General features: G+C 71.1%; 18 protein-coding genes and 4 pseudogenes. 14 read left to right on the top strand and 8 right to left on the bottom strand.

Annotated elements, in window-relative coordinates; translation table 11 throughout:
- Window position 1: 1 nt before the first annotated feature.
- Complete coding sequence (locus tag ACWGH1_RS05205) at window positions 2-1,405, bottom strand: purine-cytosine permease family protein (protein ID WP_453352779.1); 1,404 nt, start codon at window positions 1,403-1,405, stop codon at window positions 2-4.
- 205 nt (window positions 1,406-1,610) lie between these two features.
- Between ACWGH1_RS05205 and ACWGH1_RS05200 the strand changes: the two genes are divergently transcribed.
- Together ACWGH1_RS05200 and ACWGH1_RS05195 are read left to right on the top strand one after the other, a co-directional pair.
- The gene (locus tag ACWGH1_RS05200) at window positions 1,611-2,168 is read left to right on the top strand and encodes a TetR/AcrR family transcriptional regulator (protein ID WP_453352791.1); all 558 of its coding nucleotides are present in this window, start codon (window positions 1,611-1,613) and stop codon (window positions 2,166-2,168) included.
- Window positions 2,169-2,289: 121 nt separating this feature from the next.
- Complete coding sequence (locus ACWGH1_RS05195; RefSeq protein WP_453352780.1) at window positions 2,290-2,679, top strand: hypothetical protein; 390 nt, start codon at window positions 2,290-2,292, stop codon at window positions 2,677-2,679.
- A 357-nt stretch (window positions 2,680-3,036) separates the two neighbouring features.
- Here the strand turns inward: ACWGH1_RS05195 and hpf are convergent, their stop codons facing one another.
- On the bottom strand, window positions 3,037-3,333 hold the full coding sequence (gene hpf / locus ACWGH1_RS05190; RefSeq protein ID WP_453352781.1) for a ribosome hibernation-promoting factor, HPF/YfiA family: 297 nt from the start codon (window positions 3,331-3,333) through the stop codon (window positions 3,037-3,039).
- A gap of 158 nt (window positions 3,334-3,491) precedes the next feature.
- Window positions 3,492-3,864 (bottom strand): annotated as a pseudogene (locus ACWGH1_RS05185) (winged helix-turn-helix transcriptional regulator).
- A 66-nt stretch (window positions 3,865-3,930) separates the two neighbouring features.
- On the opposite strand from ACWGH1_RS05185, the gene ACWGH1_RS05180 reads away from it, so the two are divergent.
- Window positions 3,931-4,809, top strand: coding sequence for an NADPH-dependent F420 reductase (locus tag ACWGH1_RS05180; protein WP_453352782.1), 879 nt, complete (start codon window positions 3,931-3,933; stop codon window positions 4,807-4,809).
- 365 nt (window positions 4,810-5,174) lie between these two features.
- Here ACWGH1_RS05180 and ACWGH1_RS05175 read toward each other — a convergent pair whose 3' ends face one another.
- A complete protein-coding gene (locus tag ACWGH1_RS05175) occupies window positions 5,175-5,594 on the bottom strand; it encodes an arsenate reductase ArsC (protein ID WP_266608171.1) in 420 nt (139 codons plus the stop codon).
- A 338-nt stretch (window positions 5,595-5,932) separates the two neighbouring features.
- On the opposite strand from ACWGH1_RS05175, the gene ACWGH1_RS05170 reads away from it, so the two are divergent.
- The 3 genes and pseudogenes from ACWGH1_RS05170 to ACWGH1_RS05160 all read left to right on the top strand — a co-directional run bounded on the left by ACWGH1_RS05170 (window position 5,933) and on the right by ACWGH1_RS05160 (window position 7,863).
- On the top strand, window positions 5,933-6,247 hold the full coding sequence (locus ACWGH1_RS05170) for an ArsR/SmtB family transcription factor (protein ID WP_453352783.1): 315 nt from the start codon (window positions 5,933-5,935) through the stop codon (window positions 6,245-6,247).
- Window positions 6,248-6,282: 35 nt separating this feature from the next.
- Window positions 6,283-7,074, top strand: coding sequence for an aquaporin (locus tag ACWGH1_RS05165; protein WP_453352784.1), 792 nt, complete (start codon window positions 6,283-6,285; stop codon window positions 7,072-7,074).
- Window positions 7,071-7,863: pseudogene (locus ACWGH1_RS05160) on the top strand (hypothetical protein). The gene ACWGH1_RS05165 and the pseudogene ACWGH1_RS05160 overlap by 4 nt, the downstream one beginning before the upstream one ends.
- Here the strand turns inward: ACWGH1_RS05160 and ACWGH1_RS05155 are convergent.
- Together ACWGH1_RS05155 and ACWGH1_RS05150 are read right to left on the bottom strand one after the other, a co-directional pair.
- Complete coding sequence (locus tag ACWGH1_RS05155) at window positions 7,856-8,329, bottom strand: N-acetyltransferase family protein (protein ID WP_453352785.1); 474 nt, start codon at window positions 8,327-8,329, stop codon at window positions 7,856-7,858. The pseudogene ACWGH1_RS05160 and the gene ACWGH1_RS05155 overlap by 8 nt on opposite strands.
- A gap of 11 nt (window positions 8,330-8,340) precedes the next feature.
- Entirely contained in the window at window positions 8,341-8,664 is a 324-nt protein-coding gene (locus tag ACWGH1_RS05150; protein ID WP_453352786.1) for an ArsR/SmtB family transcription factor, read from the bottom strand.
- Between the two features lie 103 nt (window positions 8,665-8,767).
- Between ACWGH1_RS05150 and ACWGH1_RS05145 the strand changes: the two genes are divergently transcribed.
- From ACWGH1_RS05145 to ACWGH1_RS05130, 4 genes are all read left to right on the top strand, one after another.
- Window positions 8,768-9,166: a hypothetical protein gene (locus tag ACWGH1_RS05145; RefSeq protein ID WP_453352787.1), complete on the top strand. Its 399-nt coding sequence runs from the start codon at window positions 8,768-8,770 to the stop codon at window positions 9,164-9,166.
- A gap of 90 nt (window positions 9,167-9,256) precedes the next feature.
- On the top strand, window positions 9,257-10,318 hold the full coding sequence (locus tag ACWGH1_RS05140; RefSeq protein WP_453408440.1) for an urease accessory protein UreH domain-containing protein: 1,062 nt from the start codon (window positions 9,257-9,259) through the stop codon (window positions 10,316-10,318).
- Window positions 10,315-10,533, top strand: coding sequence for a heavy-metal-associated domain-containing protein (locus ACWGH1_RS05135; protein ID WP_453352789.1), 219 nt, complete (start codon window positions 10,315-10,317; stop codon window positions 10,531-10,533). The genes ACWGH1_RS05140 and ACWGH1_RS05135 overlap by 4 nt, the downstream gene beginning before the upstream one ends.
- Before the next feature lie 1,106 nt (window positions 10,534-11,639).
- Window positions 11,640-11,927, top strand: coding sequence for a hypothetical protein (locus ACWGH1_RS05130; protein WP_453352790.1), 288 nt, complete (start codon window positions 11,640-11,642; stop codon window positions 11,925-11,927).
- Window positions 11,928-12,058: 131 nt separating this feature from the next.
- Here the strand turns inward: ACWGH1_RS05130 and ACWGH1_RS05125 are convergent.
- A pseudogene (locus ACWGH1_RS05125) lies at window positions 12,059-12,213 on the bottom strand (IS630 family transposase); the annotation flags it as partial.
- Window positions 12,214-13,024: 811 nt separating this feature from the next.
- On the opposite strand from ACWGH1_RS05125, the gene ACWGH1_RS05120 reads away from it, so the two are divergent.
- Entirely contained in the window at window positions 13,025-13,894 is an 870-nt protein-coding gene (locus ACWGH1_RS05120; RefSeq protein WP_453357476.1) for an MBL fold metallo-hydrolase, read from the top strand.
- A gap of 432 nt (window positions 13,895-14,326) precedes the next feature.
- A complete protein-coding gene (locus ACWGH1_RS05115) occupies window positions 14,327-14,833 on the top strand; it encodes a SigE family RNA polymerase sigma factor (protein ID WP_453408439.1) in 507 nt (168 codons plus the stop codon).
- A 102-nt stretch (window positions 14,834-14,935) separates the two neighbouring features.
- Here the strand turns inward: ACWGH1_RS05115 and ACWGH1_RS05110 are convergent, their stop codons facing one another.
- Complete coding sequence (locus ACWGH1_RS05110) at window positions 14,936-15,376, bottom strand: hypothetical protein (RefSeq protein WP_453408438.1); 441 nt, start codon at window positions 15,374-15,376, stop codon at window positions 14,936-14,938.
- A 155-nt stretch (window positions 15,377-15,531) separates the two neighbouring features.
- Here ACWGH1_RS05110 and ACWGH1_RS05105 point away from each other — a divergent pair.
- Window positions 15,532-16,254, top strand: a pseudogene (locus tag ACWGH1_RS05105) (dolichyl-phosphate beta-glucosyltransferase); the annotation flags it as partial.
- Window positions 16,255-16,280: 26 nt separating this feature from the next.
- Complete coding sequence (locus ACWGH1_RS05100; RefSeq protein ID WP_453356299.1) at window positions 16,281-17,525, top strand: hypothetical protein; 1,245 nt, start codon at window positions 16,281-16,283, stop codon at window positions 17,523-17,525.
- Window positions 17,526-17,559: the final 34 nt, after the last annotated feature.

Genomic DNA, 17,559 nt, shown 5'->3' with positions numbered 1-17,559 from the left:
CTCAGGCGGCCGGGGCGTACGCCGGGCGCAGCGTCCGCCGGGCGAGGGCCCAATACGTGAGCGCGGAGACGACCGAGCCGAGCAGAGTGAGGTCGGCGCCGCCGAGCGGGGCCACCAGCGGGCCGGTCCACAGCTCGGAGTCGCAGGTCAGCGCCGCGAAGGCCAGGCCGGCGAGCAGCGCGGCCATGCCTGCGGGGTGGTAGCCGGCCCGGTACCAGTAAGCGCCGGCGCTCCCGGCGTGCAGTGCGTCGGAGTCGTAGTGGCAGCGGCGCAGAAGCATGTCGGCGAGGAAGACCCCGCCCCAGGGAGCGAACACGATGATCAGCAGCGAGAGGAACGAGAGCAGCGAGGTGGTGAAGTCGGTCAGGAAGAGCGCGGCGAGCGATCCGGCTGCGGTGACCGCGGCGCTGATCACGATGGCGCGGGCGCGGCTCCACGGGATGCCGAGGACCTGGAGGTTCAGGCTGGAGGAGTAGAGCGTGATGATCGAGTTGGTGACGGAGCCACCGAGGACGAGGGCCAGGAACACCGGCTTGAACCAACTCGGAAGCAGACCCTCGGCCCCTGCCACGGCATCGGTCATGTCGGTCCGGGTGGCGGCGGCGACCCCGGCGACGCCGAGCGCGACGGAGGAGACGAACCCGCCGAGCGCCCCCATCCAGGTGATCGACTTCAGCGAGGTGGTCCGGGGCAGGTAGCGGGTGTAGTCGGCGGGCATCGGAAGGTAGGAGAAGGGCCCGGCCAGCATCACGACGAAGGCCAGGCTCCAGCCGGACAGGCCCGGGGCGGCGGCGCCGGCCCGGGCGGCGGTCTCGGCGCCGGGCAGGACGAAGACGAGGAGCGCGCCGAAGCCGACGGCGAGGACGTACGCCATCCATCGCTCGGCGAACTGGACGGTGGCGTGTCCCCACATCGCGACGGCGAAGGTGAGCGCGAGGGTGATGCCGAGCGCGAGGGCCCGTACCGCGGTCCCTGCGCCCAGGCCCACTTCGGCGAAGAACACCTCCAGTGCGAGGGTGCCGACCACGGTGTTGACGATGGTGTAGCCGATGCTCACCACCCAGTTCAGGACACCGGCCGGGAAGTTCCCGCGGACCCCGAAGGCGGCCCGGGAGATGACCAGGGTGGCGGTGCCGGTGCGGATGCCACTGAGGCCGGCGGCGCTGACCGCGAAGAAGGACAGTCCGCTGACCACGACCACGGCGGTGGCCTGCCAGAAGGAGAGGCCGAAGGCCACGGCGAGGGCGCCGTTGATCACGTAGGTGAAGGTGAGGTTGGAGCCGAACCAGAGCCAGAAGAGGTCCCCGGCGCTTCCGTGCCGCTCGGCGTCGGGAATGGGGTCGATGCCGTGGGTCTCGACCCGGAACACCTCGTCGACGTCGGCCGTCGTGTCCTGCTGCGTCATGCGCCGTACCCCTGACTGTGGACCCAATGAACCTTGAATGTCGTTCTAAGTTCTTGAATGGCATTCAAGATGCGCCGCCGTACGGGACCGCGTCAAGACCTTGTCCGGGATAAGGTCGGGCCACGAAGATCGGGAAGGGCGGGCACGGGTGGCGGGAGCAGCGGGGTCGGCGCGACGGCGCGACGGACGGATCGCCCAAGAGCGGATGCTGGAAGAGGCCATGGCGGCGATCGCCGAGGGCGGCCTCGCGGAGCTCACCATGTCCGCGCTCGCCGAGCGCCTCGGCACCAGTGGCGGCCACATCCTCTACTACTTCGGCAGCAAGGACCGCCTGCTGATGGCCGCTCTGCGCTGGAGCGAGGAACAACTCGCGGCGGAGCGCAGACAGTTGCTGGAGCGCCGGATCACCGCGCACCGCAAGCTCGCGCTGTTCCTGGAGCTCTACCTGCCGCGCGGCCCCCGCGACCCCCGCTGGACCCTGTGGATCGAGCTGTGGGCCCGCACCCCTTCCAACGAGGACCTGCGCGCCGCCCAGCAGGAGATGGACGACGGCTGGCAGCGGGACCTGGAGGCATTGCTCGCCAAGGGCGTGGCCCAGGGACGCTTCGCCGCCGACCTGGACGTGGCCGCCCGCGCGTCGGAACTGCTCGCGCTGCTGGACGGACTGAGCACCCGGGTGGTGCTCGGACAGCGCGGCGCCGACCGCGCCGCCTCCCTGAAGCACGCCACTTCGGCGGCGGCCCTGCTGATCCCGCACGCCTGAGGGCCGAGCCGGGGATGACCCGTTCACGCCGTCTTCGGCCGGCCGGACCAGCCGAAGAACCCCCGCTACGGGCACCCCCCGCACGGCGTCGGATAACCGGGGCGCTGGATAGGATTCCGGCATGGCGAAGACATCTGCGGAGAAGCTGGGCGTCAAGGAGGGCACGACCCTCCTGACCCTCGGGGCGCCGGCCGACTGGGCGCTCGGACCTCTTCCCTCCGCCGCCACCGTGACCTCGGAGGCCAAGAGCCCGGACCTGGTGCTGCTCTTCGCCCCCGATGCCCCGACCCTCGACGCCACCGTCAAGCAGGCACTCGATGCGGTCCCCTTCGACGGTCTGGCCTGGGTCGCCTACCGCAAGGGCGGCGCGAAGGCCGGCACCGACCTCGACCGCGATATCCTGCAGAGCCGTCTCTCCGGCCACGGCCTGGTCGGCGTCACACTGATCGCGCTCGATGCCACCTGGTCAGCCATGCGCGTCCGCCCGCTGGAGCGGCCCGGCCGACGCTGACACCACACCACTGGCCCCGCGAACAGATCGACGGTGCCGTGTCCGACGTAGTCGAAACCCGGCCGCTCGGGCATCCGGGCAGCATCGGAGCGGTCCGCTCCAAGGCCTGGGTCTGCGGCTTCTCATCCGACGCGAACACGGCCGCGCCGGCCGGCAGGGCGAAGCCGAGACCGACGACGTCGCTTCTTGCAGGCCGAGCGCGCGTACGACATCCACCACGGCCTGCTGCTACCCGCCCGCCGAGCGGCCGCCGGTCACCGTCGGGCAGCATGCCTCCGCCTGGTCTGCCTGGGTTGTGTCGATCCGGCGGCCCTCGGCGCTCCCGATCGGACCGACGGTGCGTGCTCGTGGCCGTGACTACTGGGGGCGTCCGTACTGCCTCTGCTTGTGCCTCTTGAGCTGGGCGGAGAGTTTGTTGACGAGTTGGTCGATGGCCGTGTGCATGTCGGAGGCTGTCGCGGTGATGGCAGTAAGGTCCTGGCCGTCCACCTGGAGGGTGCCCGAGGCGCTCTGCTTCGAGCCGTCCATCTTCAGGGTCACGCGGGCGCTGCTGGTATCGGTGCCCTGCACATCGAGCCTGGCCAGCTTCTCGCCGACGAACCCGCGGAGTGCGTCGGTGATCTCGACGTTGTCTCCGTTGAGCGTGTGGTTCATGGATTTCCTCTCGATTGTCCGGCCGATCCTCGCAGGTCAGACTAGCCAAGTGCTACCAAGCACTGGCGTGCGCCGGAGCGCTTGGCCGGGTCAGCGGACTACTACGCGCCGGTTTCTTGCGCGGCCGGGTGCGCGGCGGGGCAGCTGACAAAACGCTGCTAAGACCTGTCCGACCGGCCTTCCCGGGACCCGAAGCTGGTCTGGGCGGCCAAGACCGCCCCGGCGTAGCGTCCAGCCCATGCGCCCATCGCACGGATCGGGCCCAGCAGCGCGACACCCGCCTCGGTGAGGGAGTAGTCGACGCGGGGCCTCGGCGTATGCCTGGCGGGCGACCAGACCGTTGCACTCGAGGCGGCGCAGGGCTTCGTTGAGTACCTTGGGACTGATGCCGCCGATGCGGGTGATCAGCGCGAGCGGCCTCGTGGGCCCGCTCTCGCCGAGGATGTACACGATCACGCTGTCCCAACGGTTGGACAGTACTTCGAAGGCCACCCTCGCCTTGCAGTCCGCGGCGTACTCGGCGCCGCCCATGTCGTGGCCCAGGTCCTGTTCTGCTGTGTCTAGCACATGCGCATCGGAATTCTTGATACCGGGGCAATGGCCACCGCCCTCGGCACGGCCTGGGCACGGTCCGGCCATGACGTTCGAGTGGGCGGCCGGGACGCCGAGGCCGCTTCCCGCACGGCCCGGCTCAGTGGCGCCTCCGGGCACGGCAGCCTCGCCGAGGCTGCGGTCCACGGGGAGGTGGTACTGACCGCCGTCCCGGCGGATGCCGCGCCACAGTTGGCCAAGACGCTGGCCCACCAGCTCGCCGGGCGGACTCTGATCGACTGCACCGTTCCGATGGCGCCGGGCCCGGACGGCCCGGCCTTGACCACGGGTGGCGCCACCTCGGTCGCCCGGCTCATCGCGGACGCCGTCCCCGGCGCCCACGTGGTGAAGGCGTTCGGTATGTGCCACGAGAGCATCTGGACACTGGACCAGCCGGCCTTCGAAGGGGCCCCACTGGCGGTGCCGTACTGCACCGACCAGTCGGACGCCGCCGCGCGGGTCGCGGAGCTCATCACCTCCATGGGCTGTACGCCGCTGCCCTGCGGCGGGCTCGGTCGCACTGCCCTCTTGGAGGCCACTGCCGTCTTCGCCGTCGGCGCCTGGTGGTCGGGCGCCGAGGCCCGCTTCGCGTTTCCGGCGCCGGCTCTGCTCCGGGTGCCGTGGACGACTAGGCAGTTGCTGATGCTCTTGCCCGGGTGGTGCATCTGTTGTCGCTGCGGGCATGAGCCGGTCGGTCATGGTGCGTCGGCACGGACTGACGAATGCCCGGTGCCCGCAGCTGCCGGCGGCCTGCAACTCCTGCTCGCGTTCTGGACGGTCAAAGGTATAGCGGTACTCCTCATTTGCCGGGCCATCTCAGCGATGCTGCCCGTGCCCTGGCGGAGTCGCTGGCAGCGGGAGCCGGGGCGGACCCGTCGGATGTGAACGACCGGGCCCTCCACGACCATGGCGGTGTCCGGAGGTTCCTCCGCCGTGGTGACGTCGCCTGTCGCCGCGCCTGTCGCAGGTCAGGCTGCGTCGGCCCTGCTCACGCCGGCTTTGCGGCGCTTGCCGGCGGCGTTCTTCTTCCGCCAGATGATGTGGCGGCGGATCGTGCAAGACGGTCGCCATCTTCGCCCTCCGCTGCGATGCGCCCCAGACCAGGCGGCACGACGAATCGCCCGAGCACTGGGCTACGAGCTCCACCCCGACCCGAGAACGACGCCGCCAAGCGGACCGGGCCGGAGCCTGTGACGGTAACGGTACGTACGTCGTCCGTCGGAGTCGTCTCCGTCACTTCCTTCGTCGCCTCAGGCCTTCGACTTGGCGTCGATCTCTGCGATCAGGCCCTCGATGAGGCCCTTGATCTCGTCGCGGATGGGGCGGACGGCCTCGACGCCCTGGCCGGCCGGGTCCTCGAGCTGCCAGTCGAGGTAGGTCTTGCCGGGGAAGTACGGGCAGGCGTCGCCGCAGCCCATGGTGATGATGTAGTCCGAAGCCTGGGCGGCCTCGGGGGTGAGGACCTTCGGCTTCTGGTCGGAGATGTCGATGCCCAGCTCGGCCATGGCGGCGACGGCCGAAGGGTTGATCTGCTCGCCGGGCACCGAACCGGCGGAGCGCACCTCGACACGGTCGCCGGCGAGGTGGCGCAGGAACCCGGCCGCCATCTGGGAGCGGCCCGCGTTGTGGATGCAGACGAACAGGACGGAGGCGGCGGGAGCGGAGGACATCTGTTCTTCCTTGAGGTGAGGCGACTGCGGTGGGTACGTGCGCGGGCTTCAGTACGCGAGTTGGGTGAGCAGCTCACTGATGTGGGCGTCGCGGATGTCGCGGATGTGCGGCTCCGCCGCGTCGGCGGGGCGGGGCCCCCGGAGCAGATGGTGGCGCGCTCGGCGGTCAGCCGTCCCCCCGGCCGGCGTACCGGAAGGCGGGACGGGCTGCCCCCGCGGCCAGGCGTTCGTCCGGCAGGAGGGGTGAAGAGGGCGTGGGCATGGCGATCCCGTTCCAAGGAGCCAATAACGTCAACTCGGGCTGGTGTCAGCTCCAACTGATATGACAGTATCAGCCCATGATGACGTCAGTCGACACTGATCTGATCCGGGTTCTGGCCGACCCGCTCAGGCTCCGGATCGTGACCCTCCTGGCCCAGGAGACGCTCTGCACCACCCACCTCGTGGAGGAGACGGGCGCCAAGCAGACCAACCTCTCCAACCATCTGAAGGTGCTGCGCGAGGCCGGGGTCGTGGATACGGAGCCGTGCGGGAGGTTCATCTACTACCGCCTGCGCCCGGAAGTCATCGAGGCCCTCGCCGGTCAGTTCGCCGACCTCGCCACGACCGCGCGCGCCACCGCCGAAGCGAACCTCAAGCGGTCCTGCCCATAGCCCGCTCTGCCTCACCAGTCCGAGGAGAACCCGTCTTGACCGCCACCGAGCCTGTCGCCGCGCCCGCAGCGGACACCGGCATACCCGCCGGCGAGCCCCGGCCCGCACCCGGCGCGACCCCGCCGCGCACCCCGCTGACCGCCCGCGCCGCCGCCGAGCTGGTCGGCACCGCCGCCCTGGTCGCGATCGTCGTCGGCTCCGGCGTCCAGGCCACGAAGCTCACCCAGGACGTGGCCCTCCAACTGCTGGCCAACTCCACCGCCACCGTCTTCGGGCTCGGCGTCCTCATCACTCTCCTCGGGCCGGTCTCCGGCGCCCACTTCAACCCGGCCGTCACCCTGGCCGAGTGGTGGACCGCCCGCCGCGGCGGCGCCGGAGTCACCACTCGCGAGCTCGCCGTCTACGTGCCGTCGCAGATCATCGGCGCGATCGCGGGCGCGATCCTGGCGGACGCGATGTTCGGTGAGCCGCTGGTGAAGTGGTCCACGCACGACCGCTCCGCCGGCAACCTCCTCCTCGGCGAGGTCGTCGCGACCGCCGGCCTGATCCTGCTGATCTTCGGTCTGGCCCGCACCGACCGGCTCCGCTTCGCGCCCGTCGCGGTCGCCTCGTACATCGGCGCCGCGTACTGGTTCACTTCCTCCACCTCGTTCGCCAACCCGGCCGTCACCATCGGCCGCGCGTTCACCGACACCTTCGCGGGCATCGCCCCCGCCTCCGTACCCGCCTTCGTCGGCGTGCAGCTGGTCGGCGTGATCGTGGGCCTGGCCTTGGTGGCGGTCATCTTCATGCGCGGCGAAACCGAGCAGGGCCGGCCCGCGGCATGACGCAGCGCGCCGACGTGGTGGTGATCGGCGCGGCCAGTCCGGGCATGCCGCCGGTTACCACCTGCGCCGCCTGGGCTTCGAACACGTCATCCTCGACGCCCAGGCGGCTCCCGGCGGGGCCTGGCAGCACACCTGGGATTCCCGCCACCTGTTCTCCCCGGCCCAGTACTCCTCCCTGCCCGGCCGGCTCATGCCGCCCCAGCCCGGCGCGCAGATCGCCGCAGACCTCTCCGGTGCGGCCGAGCTGACGTGGGTCATCCCACGGCCGCCCCGCTACCTCGCCGACGACACCGACGGCCGGGCCCTCTTCGACCACGCGACCGCCCGCCGCCGGGCCCTCGATGCCGGCCGCACCGACACCGGAGGTGTCGCCTCCCTGGGTGACATCGTCGCCGTACCCCCGGTACGCGAAGCCCGCGACGCAGGACTCCTGGACGCGAAGCCGATGTTCAGCCGCTGCACCGCCACCGGTGTCGAACGGGCCGACGGCACCCTCGGGCCGCGGCGGACGCGGTCATCTGGTGCACCGGCTTCCGGCCTGCCCTCGCGCCCCTCGCCGCCCTGCGGCTGCGCGGTACCCGCGGCCACGTCGCCACCAACGGAACCCGCGCCGTGGACGAGCCGCGCCCGCACCTGCTCGGCTACGGCGATGGGACCGGACCCGCGTCCGCCGCTCTGATCGGCGTCGGCCGCCCCGCCCGCGACGCCGCCCGGCAGATCCGCGACCTGCTCATCTGTGAGCTCCGGGCCCCCGTTCGGGTACAGGTCGGCTTGGATCGGTTCACCTGACGAGCGGGCTGCGGCGCTCCAGCAGGACCACATCCCGCCAGACGCCCAGGTGGCGGCCGATCCGCTCGCGGGTCCCGACGATCCGGAACCCGGCCCGCTTGTGAACGGCGAGGCTCGCGGCGTTCTCGGGGAAGATCCCGGACTGGATGGTCCAGATCCCTGCGGTCTCGGTCGACTCCACCAAGGCCGTCAGGAGGCACCCGGCTACGCCGCGGCCGCGGGCAGCGGGGTGGACGTAGACGGAGTGCTCGACGACGCCCGCGTACGCGCAGCGGTCCGATACCCGGGAGGCCGCCACCCAGCCGAGGAGCATGCCGTCGGCGTCGAGCGCGGCGAAGCGGTGGCCCGGCAGCTTCGCCGCGTCGAACTGCGCCCAGGTCGGGGCGGTGGTCTCGAAGGTGGCGTTGCCCTCGTCGATTCCGGCCTGGTGGATCCCGAGGACCTCGGCCGCGTGCGCGGCGGTCATGGGGACGACGTTCACGGCCGCCGCCCCGTGATCGCGTCCACTGCGGCGGGGAAGCACTCCAGGCAGGCTGCGTTGACCTCGTAACGGACGGAGGTTCCCTGCCGCTCGGGGAGCACGAATCCGACTTCGGCCAGCACCTTGAGGTGGTGGGAGACCGTGGACTGGCCGATCGGCAGCCGCTCGGTGATGTCCCCTACGGACACGGGCAGCCGCTCGCGTGCGAGCAGGTTGAGCAGGTGGACCCGCATGGGGTCGGCGAGGGCCTTGAACCACCCGGCGTACGTTTGCGCGTCGGCGGGGTCCAAGCCCTGTCCGGGGTTCCGTGTCCCATTCATCGACCATCGACGGTAGTCGATGAACGGGACCCGCGGCCGGCTTCCGGCGAAGCCACGCAGGGCCGCGTGTGATGACCCCACGGCGCCGTCGTAGCATCGCGGAGTGTTCGCCCGCCGTTGCCGGCATGCCCGGCCCGCTCTCGCCGTCTTCCTGACCGGCGTACTGATGACGTGCGCGTACGTGATGTGGGGACCGGCGCATCTGAGCGGGATGGCCACGGCGGACGGCATGGGTACGGCCGGGCCGCCGGTGACCGCAGACGCGGACACGCAGGGGCAGAGCATCGCATCGGAGCGCAACGGCGGCTGCTTCGCGATGGGTACGGAGTGCCCGCTGGCCTCCGCGAAGGCTCCGGGGCCTGTCACTCTCGTAGCCCCGGCGCCCTCGCTCCTGCCCGAACCCGGGCTCAGCGCCACTCCGGCACCCCGTGCCTCCAACGTCGGCTGCGGATGGCCCCGCGCGCCCGACCCCGTCTCCCTCCTCTGCATCAGCCGGACCTGAGGGCACCCGGCGTCCCGCCATGCCCGTACGGGCTGCGGGTGCCTCAGCGTGACCTGTTCCGGCTTCCTTTCAGAGGAGAGCTCTTCCTCCATGGCATCAACCAGCACCCTCTTCATCACCGGTGTCACCACCGGCCTCTTCGCGGGGGGCGCCTCCTGCGCCGCCGTCCAGGGCGGCCTCCTTGCCGGCGCCGTCGGCCGCCGTGCGACCGCGTGGTCCGCCGAAGCCTGGGCGCGCAGCGGCCTGTTCGCCCCGGTGGGCGCGTTCCTCGGCGCCAAACTCACCTCCCACACCCTCCTCGGTGCCGCCCTCGGCCTCGTCGGCGCAGCCGTCCAGCCCAGCCCGCAGATCCGGGCCGCGCTGCTGATCGCCGGCGCGGCGCTGATGGTGCTCTTCGGGCTCGACATGCTTGGCGTGCGAGTCGTACGACGGTTCGTCCCCAGGCCACCCGCCTCATGGGGGCGGCGGGTGCGGCGCTCGGCGAAATCCACCACCGTCACGACACCGGCGGTGCTCGGCTTCCTGACCGTTCTGATCCCCTGCGGGGTGACGCTCAGCGTCGAGCTGCTCGCCGTCACCTCCGGGTCCCCGCTGACCGGTGCGGCCGTCATGGGCGGCTTCGTCCTCGGCACCGGCCCGCTCTTCGCCGTCCTCGGGTTCTTCCTCCGCTCGGCCGCCAAGCTGTGGCAGGGACGCCTGACGCTGATCACCGGACTGGTCGTCCTGCTCGTCGCCGTCTGGACTCTCGGATCCGGGCTGCGCCTCGGCGGCTGGTGGCCCACCGGCACGCCCCGGGCCGTCGCCGCCCAGACCCCGGCGCGGACCGTGCGGCTGGCACCGGACGGCACGCAGACCCTGACCATCGAGGCCCGCACCAACTCCTACGCCCCCGCCGCCATCACCGCGACGGCCGGAGTACCGACCACCCTCGTCGTCACCACCTCGGGCACGGGCGGCTGCGTACGCGCGTTCGTCGTCCCCGACCTGGGGGTGCAGAAGGTCCTGCCCGTCACCGGCGAGACCCTCATCGACCTGGGCACCCCGAAGCCGGGCAGCGTGTCCTTCACCTGCGGCATGGGCATGTACGGCGGTCAGATCCGCTTCGAGACGGCCCCTGCGCAGCCCGTAGCCCCCAAGGAGACCGTCCAGTGAGCACGATCCGCATGACGTTCGCCGTCACCGGCATGCACTGCAACAGCTGCGGCCTGCTCATCGACGACGAGGTCGAGGAACTGGCCGGGGTCGCCTCAAGCACCACTGACGTACGCAGGGAACGGACCGTGGTCGACCTGACCCGCGCCCTGCCCGCCGAGCAGATCACCGCCGCGATCGCCGGAGCCGGCTACGGCGCCACGCTCGTCCCCTGACCGGTCGCCGGGGCGCCTCGTGCTCGCCCACGGGGCGCTCCGGCCACCGCCGTCAGACCGCAGACCGCAGACCGCAGACCGCAGACCGCAGACCGCAGACCGGCTCAACAGCTGCCCCTTGGCGGCGGACATGGGGCGCTCGGTCAACGGCGGGCAGCACACGACGACGGCCCGGCCGGCTTATCGTCCAAGGCGGGGCAGCCCCAGTCGCGTACGGTCTCCACGGCTCGTCGAGCCGTCTTCTCCGCCGCCCACCGATCGGCTCGGAAGGTGAGCGCGGCAGTGCGCCGGTTCCACACGCTCACGCGGGGACGTCGTACGACGACCTACGTCTTCGGCTTCGTCGCCGGCTGAGGCCGCACGGGCTCGACCGGCTTCTTCTGCGGTGGCGGAGTCTTCGGCGGATAAGTCGGAGGAAGCTTCGGGCCCTTGCCCGCCGAACTGATCAACGTGTCCTCCTCGCAGCAGGTGCCGACAGCTTCCATCCATCCTGACAGGACCTCCGCCTGCGGGTGCGGTTCATCCGCCCGGCGCCGTTCAGGGGCCGCCTCGGGCTCTCCCCCCTCCGGTCCGCAGACACCCACACGGGTTCGGGATACGGCTGGGTCTCGATCGGTTTCCGCAGCCCGGAACTCTTCGTCCGGGGGCCGAGGGGGTGCAGTCGCGGGCCGACGACGGCTCTCACGACTCACTACGAGAGCACAGGTCCGGTGCCGACCGATGCGAGCCGGCACGGGGCGACATATCCATGCGGGTCGCATGCCGCCGACACCGAGAGGATCCGAAGCACCTGTGGGACCGCGCTGTTCACCGCACCGGCTGTCGTCACGACCGAGCAGGTGCTCACCTTCGTCCTACCCCGTGTGGCCCTTCACGGGATAATCCGGGGGTCTTAACCCGGAACCCCCACGCGGGGCGGGTGTGCACGAACTGCGCACCATCCCCGTCTCTCTGCAATCACCGAACCCTCAAGGCCGGACGTCACTCATGAAGATCCTCGAAACGGCAGTACAGGCCTGGCGAGAGCCGGTCTCCCGCGTATACGCGGTCCTACGCGCGGTGTGTGCGCTGTGGGCGGTGGCCGGTGGCAGCGGCCTGGGCGAGGAATGGCGGCTGCCCGCATCATCGCGGTGATCCTGACGATGCCCTGGATCCTGCTCGTCCACCTCTTCCTCGTGGTCACCCAGCTCGACTCGTTGCTGCTCGGCTACAACTTCTACTTCGACTCCCCCGCCTGGCTGTTCGAACCCCTCTTCATCGCCTACTGCCTCACCGCGGGACTGCTCAACGCCCACCTCCTCGGCCGCTGGTCGCGCTCAGCGAAACGGACCTGGCCGGTGCCGGTGTGCGCCGTCGGCTTCTTCACGGCGGTCTTCACGATCTGGCGCCTCTAGACATGAGGCATCAGGAGCGGCTACTGAGGTTTCCAGGGTGGCGGCGCCGGTTCGACGGGTCAGGTCGGTCGGCTCGGCCGCGCACCGCTTCAGTCCGCCGGCCGGGTGTGGGTTCAGATGGCCCCAGACCACCAGGACGGGCCGTCGAAGCCGTGCGCTGCCGGGCCCTTGTCGAGTTCCTCCTCCAGCACCGCGAACTCTGCGCCGTGAGCGTCGGGAAGTTCGCCGGGCCCACGGAACGCAGGCCCTCCACGCCACCCTCACGCCAGGCACGGCGCCCGCGTTCACCGACCGCGTTCCGGCCGGACCGCGAGCAGGTCGCATTCGCCACCCTCGGCCGCCCTCATGTGCATGGCGGCGACAGCCGGCCCGTGCCTCCTCGCGCGCGACCTCAAAGGCCCCGAAGATCACCAACAGCATCACCGGCCGTCATGACGGCCGCGAGCCGTGCGACGGGGTCGTCGGCGATCTGGTGCCGGGACTGGTGCGCCGGCCAGGTGGAAAACCTGTCGTCCGACCAGCGCGGGACGACGTGGAAGTGCAGGCGAGGGACTGCGCCGCCTTCGGTTCGGCCACCCAGCGGCCGAACCACCGCGTCGCCGTGCCGACCCATTCCTCGAACACCTCCGCCGTCGCGGCCGGCAACACCTCACCGGCCGCGAACCGCGGTGCACGTGGCTCCGGCCAGCGAGGCTCTGCGGCCTTGCACGATCCTGCCGCAGGCGAGGACACAGACGACCGGCGAGTTGCAGCCCCGCCTGTGCACCCGTCCGTCCTGGGTGGTCACCGCCGGCTGGCGGGCCGGTGGCGTAGAGCTCCGCCGTGCCGCCCGCATCGACACGTCGGCCCCGACGGAACGGCAAGCAGCCATGAACAAAGAGACCACTATCAAGCGCCCGCCACACCAAGGGTGGGTGCTGAGCGTCTCTGCGGGCCCTCGTGCCATGGCCGACGCGGCCTGGAGTCGACCGGATCGGGAGAACGTATCGGGACCGAAAGCACAAGATCGGCAGGGCCTACCGATTCGGGCCGCAAGTGGGATATCCCTGAAAGGCGGCCCCGGCCGGGGGTCGTCGCCCCGTGGAAGGACGCTTGCCGTGGACGGCTGGTACGTGGATGACCGCTGCTTCAACTGCGATGTCGCACGACAGCTCGCGCCCGACCTGATCGGCGAGGCTGAGGGAAGGTCCCAGATGCTGCGCCAGCCGCGCGATGAAGCGGAGACGCGGGACTTACACGCAGCCGTCTTCGCCTGCCCCACGCGCTCGATCCGTCCCTCCTCCGGGCAACCGGACGACCGGCTCGATCCCTTTCCGATGGCGTTGGACAACGGCGTACTGCTGTGCGGGCACAACTCGGCACACACGGCCGGAGCCAATTCCTACTTGCTTCTGCGGCCCTCCCGCACGGTCATGATGATCGACACACCGCGCTGGAGTCGTGAACTCGCCGAGCGTTACGCAGCAGTGGGCCCGGTCACCGATGTGCTCCTCACCCACCGCGACCACGCTGCACACGGCCGCCGCTACGCGGACCAATTCGGCGCCCGGCTGTGGATCCACGAGGGCGACCTCGATGCGGCGCCGGACGCGGACCAGGTGATCCGGGGTCTCGAACCTCTGGAGATCAGTGAGGGAGTCACCGCCCACCCGCTGCCCGGCCACACTGCGGGCAGCGTGCTCTACCTCGCAGATGACCGGTACTGCTTCAGCGGGGACAGCTTCTACTGGTCACGCACCACGTCCGATCTGGCAGTCGCGGACAGTGTGACCTGGTATTCCATTGAGGAATTGGCCAGCTCACTCGCCAGGGCGGCCGGACGGCTCCGGTTCGAATGGGTGCTGCCAGGCCACGGCGATCGCCGCCGGCTGTCCGCCGACGAGATGGCCCGGCGGTTCGGAACACTGGCTGAGCGCACTCGGCTGCTGCAGCCTCGGCCGGTCGACTTCACCGCCGTTCGCTGGTGAAGGGGCGGGCGCGAACGGAGCCGCGCCCGTGACACCGGCCACCGTGCCTCAACCTGGACGTCCCCGAACAGGCAGCAGGTCCCCAGCTCGCCGGCCAGCCGCGCCGGCACGTCGCCGAAGTCGGCCTTCACCTCCGCTGCGGGCACCATGCTCGTCCGGCAGCCACTCGGAGATCCGCTTCACCGTGTGCCACCGGTTGCGCGGCGCGTCCAGTTCAGCCCGCAGCATCTCGTCGATCAACGGCTTGCACGGCTCCAGCCGCATCGGCCGCGCATGGCCTTCCAATGCGTCCGATCGGCCCGGCTCTTGGGAGGAACTGCCCCCCGCGACACCCGACATGTGACGCAGGTCACGGCGACCGGGTGCAGCGCTCCAGGGGGTCCAGGGCCTTTCTCCTGATGTAGACAGCCGGCGAGAACGGGGACCGTGGGAATGGAGCATGTTCGGGCCGGTGAATACGACGCGTTTGTGGCGGCCCGCTGGACGGCGCTGTTCCATCTGGCCCGTCTGCTCACCGGAGGCGATCGGCACCGGGCCGAGGACCTGTTGCAGGAGTCCCTGGTCACGTTGTGGTTCGTCTGGCCGAAGGTCGCCGACGAGGCACCGGAGGCCTACGTCCGCAAGGTGCTGGCGCGGGCCGCTGCCCGGTCGGCCCGTAGACGGTGGTGGAGCGAGCGGCCCGTCGAGGAGCTGCCCGAGGTCGTGGCGGCAGGCGACGTCTCGGCGACCGTGGCCGAGCGCTCCCGGCTGGAGGCGGCACTCGCCCAGCTGAGCCCGCAGCAGCGGGCCGCCGTCGTACTGCGCTACTACCAGGACCTGCCGGACCGGCAGGTCGCCGAGACCCTGGATTGCCCGGTCGGCACCGCTCGGTCCCACGCCGCGCGCGGGGTGGCCCGGCTGCGCCGGCTCCTGGCCGATGTCATCGAGCCGGTTGGGTGAGGGAGAACCCGTGGACCACATGGACGGCATGGATCACTTCGAGCGGCAGCTGGCGCAGCTGATGCACCGCACAGAGGAAGAGACGCCTTTCGCGGCCGGAGATCACGAGCGACTGCACGCCGGCGTGCGCGCCCGGCGCCGGGTACGGGCGGCCCGCCGGGCCGCCGCTTCCGTGCTGGCCGTGGCCGCGCTGAGCCTCGGGGTGTTGCTGCGGCCACAGGCCCCAGCCGACGACCGGCCCAGCGCGCCGCTACCGCGGCCCGCCGTCAGTCCGTTGCCGAGCCCGACTACGTCACCGGCGCCGGACGGCTCCCCGAGCGCACGGCCCACCTCGCCCGCCACGACCGGGTCCCCGACCGAGGGCGGGCGCTCGCCGGCCTCGGAGCCGCCCGGCACGACCGGGAGCTCCGCGCCCGCTTCCGGCAGCCCACCCAGCGGCCGTGCCACGGCGGCCGGGAGCACATTCCCCACACCGCCGGTCACGGAGCCCACCAGCACCCCGGCCGGCCCTTCGAACCAGCCGTCGCCGGTCGACAGCGCCACCGGATAGCGACCGGATCGCGCGCCGGCCCGAGTAACCGCACCGCCATGCCTGCCTTCGGCACGCCTGGAACCCAAGGACAAAAGAGACCTACGTGATAAATCTTCGCTCCGTTCGGACCACACCGGCCAAAGCGCGGCCACCCCGGCACGCTCCCCTGCCCAGGCATCACGAGGAGCCGGTCCTGGATGTGGCGGTGCCGGTCTTCAACGAGGAGAAGGACTTGGAGCCGAACGTACGGCGGCTTCACACCCACTTGCAGGACACGTTCCCGTACCCGTTCCGAATCACCGTCGCCGACAACGCCAGCACCGACCGCACCCCGCGCATCGCCGCAGCGCTCGCGGACGAACTGGCCGAGGTGGAGTGGCTGCGGCTGTCCGAGAAGGGGCGCGGGCGGGCGTTGCGCGCGGCTTGGTCAAGGTCGCGGGCACCGGTGCTGGCGTACGTCGACGTGGACCTGTCGACCGGGCTCGCGGCGTTGCTGCCGCTCGTCGCACCGCTGATCTCGGGCCACTCCGACCTGGCGATCGGTACCCGACTGGCACCCGGCTCCCGGGTGGTGCGCGGGCCCAAGCGGGAGGTCATCTCGCGCTGCTACAACGTCCTCTTGCGCTGCACGCTCGCGGTCGGCTTCTCCGACGCGCAGTGCGGGTTCAAAGCGATGCGCCGCGACAGCGCCGAGCGGCTGCTGCCCCTGGTACGGGACAGGGAGTGGTTCTTCGACACCGAGCTGCTGGTGCTCGCCGAGCGGGCCGGGATGCGGATCCACGAGGTGCCGGTGGACTGGGTCGACGACCCCGACAGCAGCGTCGACGTCCTCTCCACCGCGCTGGCCGATCTGCGCGGCATCGCCCGGATCCGCTGGGACCTGATCCGCCATCGTCGTGCGGGGCGGGCCGGCGCATGAGCACGACCCTCGATCCCGTCCAGGATCCGCCCGCGGTCGCGCGCCACACGCTCCGTCCCCGCCTGCGCGCCGCGGCCCGCCACCACGGCCCGGTCCTCGCTCTGTTCGGCGTCCTCAAACTCGCCGGCTTCTGCTCCTTCATGCTCCTGCTCGCCTCCACCGGCGACTTCCGCACCAAGCATCCTCGTTTCGGCGGCGGAGCGCACCCCTGGGACGTGCTTGCCACATGGGACGGCTGGTGGTACCAGCAGGTCGCCCTGCACGGCTACGACCCCGAGCTCGCCCAGATCCCCGGCGCCACCGGCCTGATCACCCTCGAGGGCAATTCGGCCGCGTTCTTCCCGCTCTACCCGGCGCTGATACGGCTGACCATGGCGGTCACCGGAATGGGTTCGTACGGCGCCGGACTGCTGGTCTCCATCCTCGCCTCTTTCGCGGCAGCCCTGGGCATCTACGCGATCGCCGAGTGGTTCGCAGGCCGACGGGCCGGTCTCGCCGCGGCCGGGCTGTGGGCCGTCTGGCCCGGCTCCGGCGTGGAGTGGGCGGTCTACTCCGACTCCCTGTACGTCGCCCTCGCCGCGTGGGCCTGCTACGCGGTCATGACCCGCCGCTGGCTCACCGCGGGCGTCCTCACCTTCGCGGCCGGACTCAACCGGCCCACGGCCGGCGCGCTGATAGCCTCGCTCGCCGTCGCCGCCCTGCTCGCGCTGCGCCGCCGCGAGGACGGCTTCCTGCGCCCCTTGCTCGCACTCGCCCTGGCGCCGCTCGGCCTGCTCGGCTACCTGGCCTGGGTGGGCCGGCGCATGGGCGACTACGGCGGCTACTTCAAGCTGCAATCGGGAGCCTGGGCCCACGAGTTCGACTACGGCAGACAGACCTTCGACGTACTGACCTCTGTCCCCGTGGGCCACTTCACCTACCTGTCCGCCTTTCCTTGGGCGGACGTGATCGGCGTCGGGGTCGTCCTGCTGGCCTTCATCCTCATCCCCCTCCTGGCGCGGCTGCGCCCACCCGCGGTCCTCGTCGTCCACACTCTGCTGACCCTCGTCCTGGTGCTCGGCAGCCAGCAGATCTTCGCCAACGTCTCCCGCTATCTGCTCCCGTGCTTCCCGCTGTTCATTCCGCTCGCGGTCGGGATGCGCCGGCTGAGCCCGCCCGTGCAATGCGTCCTGCTCGGCATCGCCGCGGTGGCCTCCGGGTCGTACGCGGGCTACGCACTGTTCGAGCTCGGCGTGCCGTAGCTCTCCTGCCGCTGCTCCGGCGCAGGCCTTGTCC

Source organism: Streptomyces sp. NPDC054883, from assembly GCF_053610645.1.
Note: the sequence above shows the minus strand (reverse complement) of the source record. Positions and strands in the feature narration are given on the sequence as shown.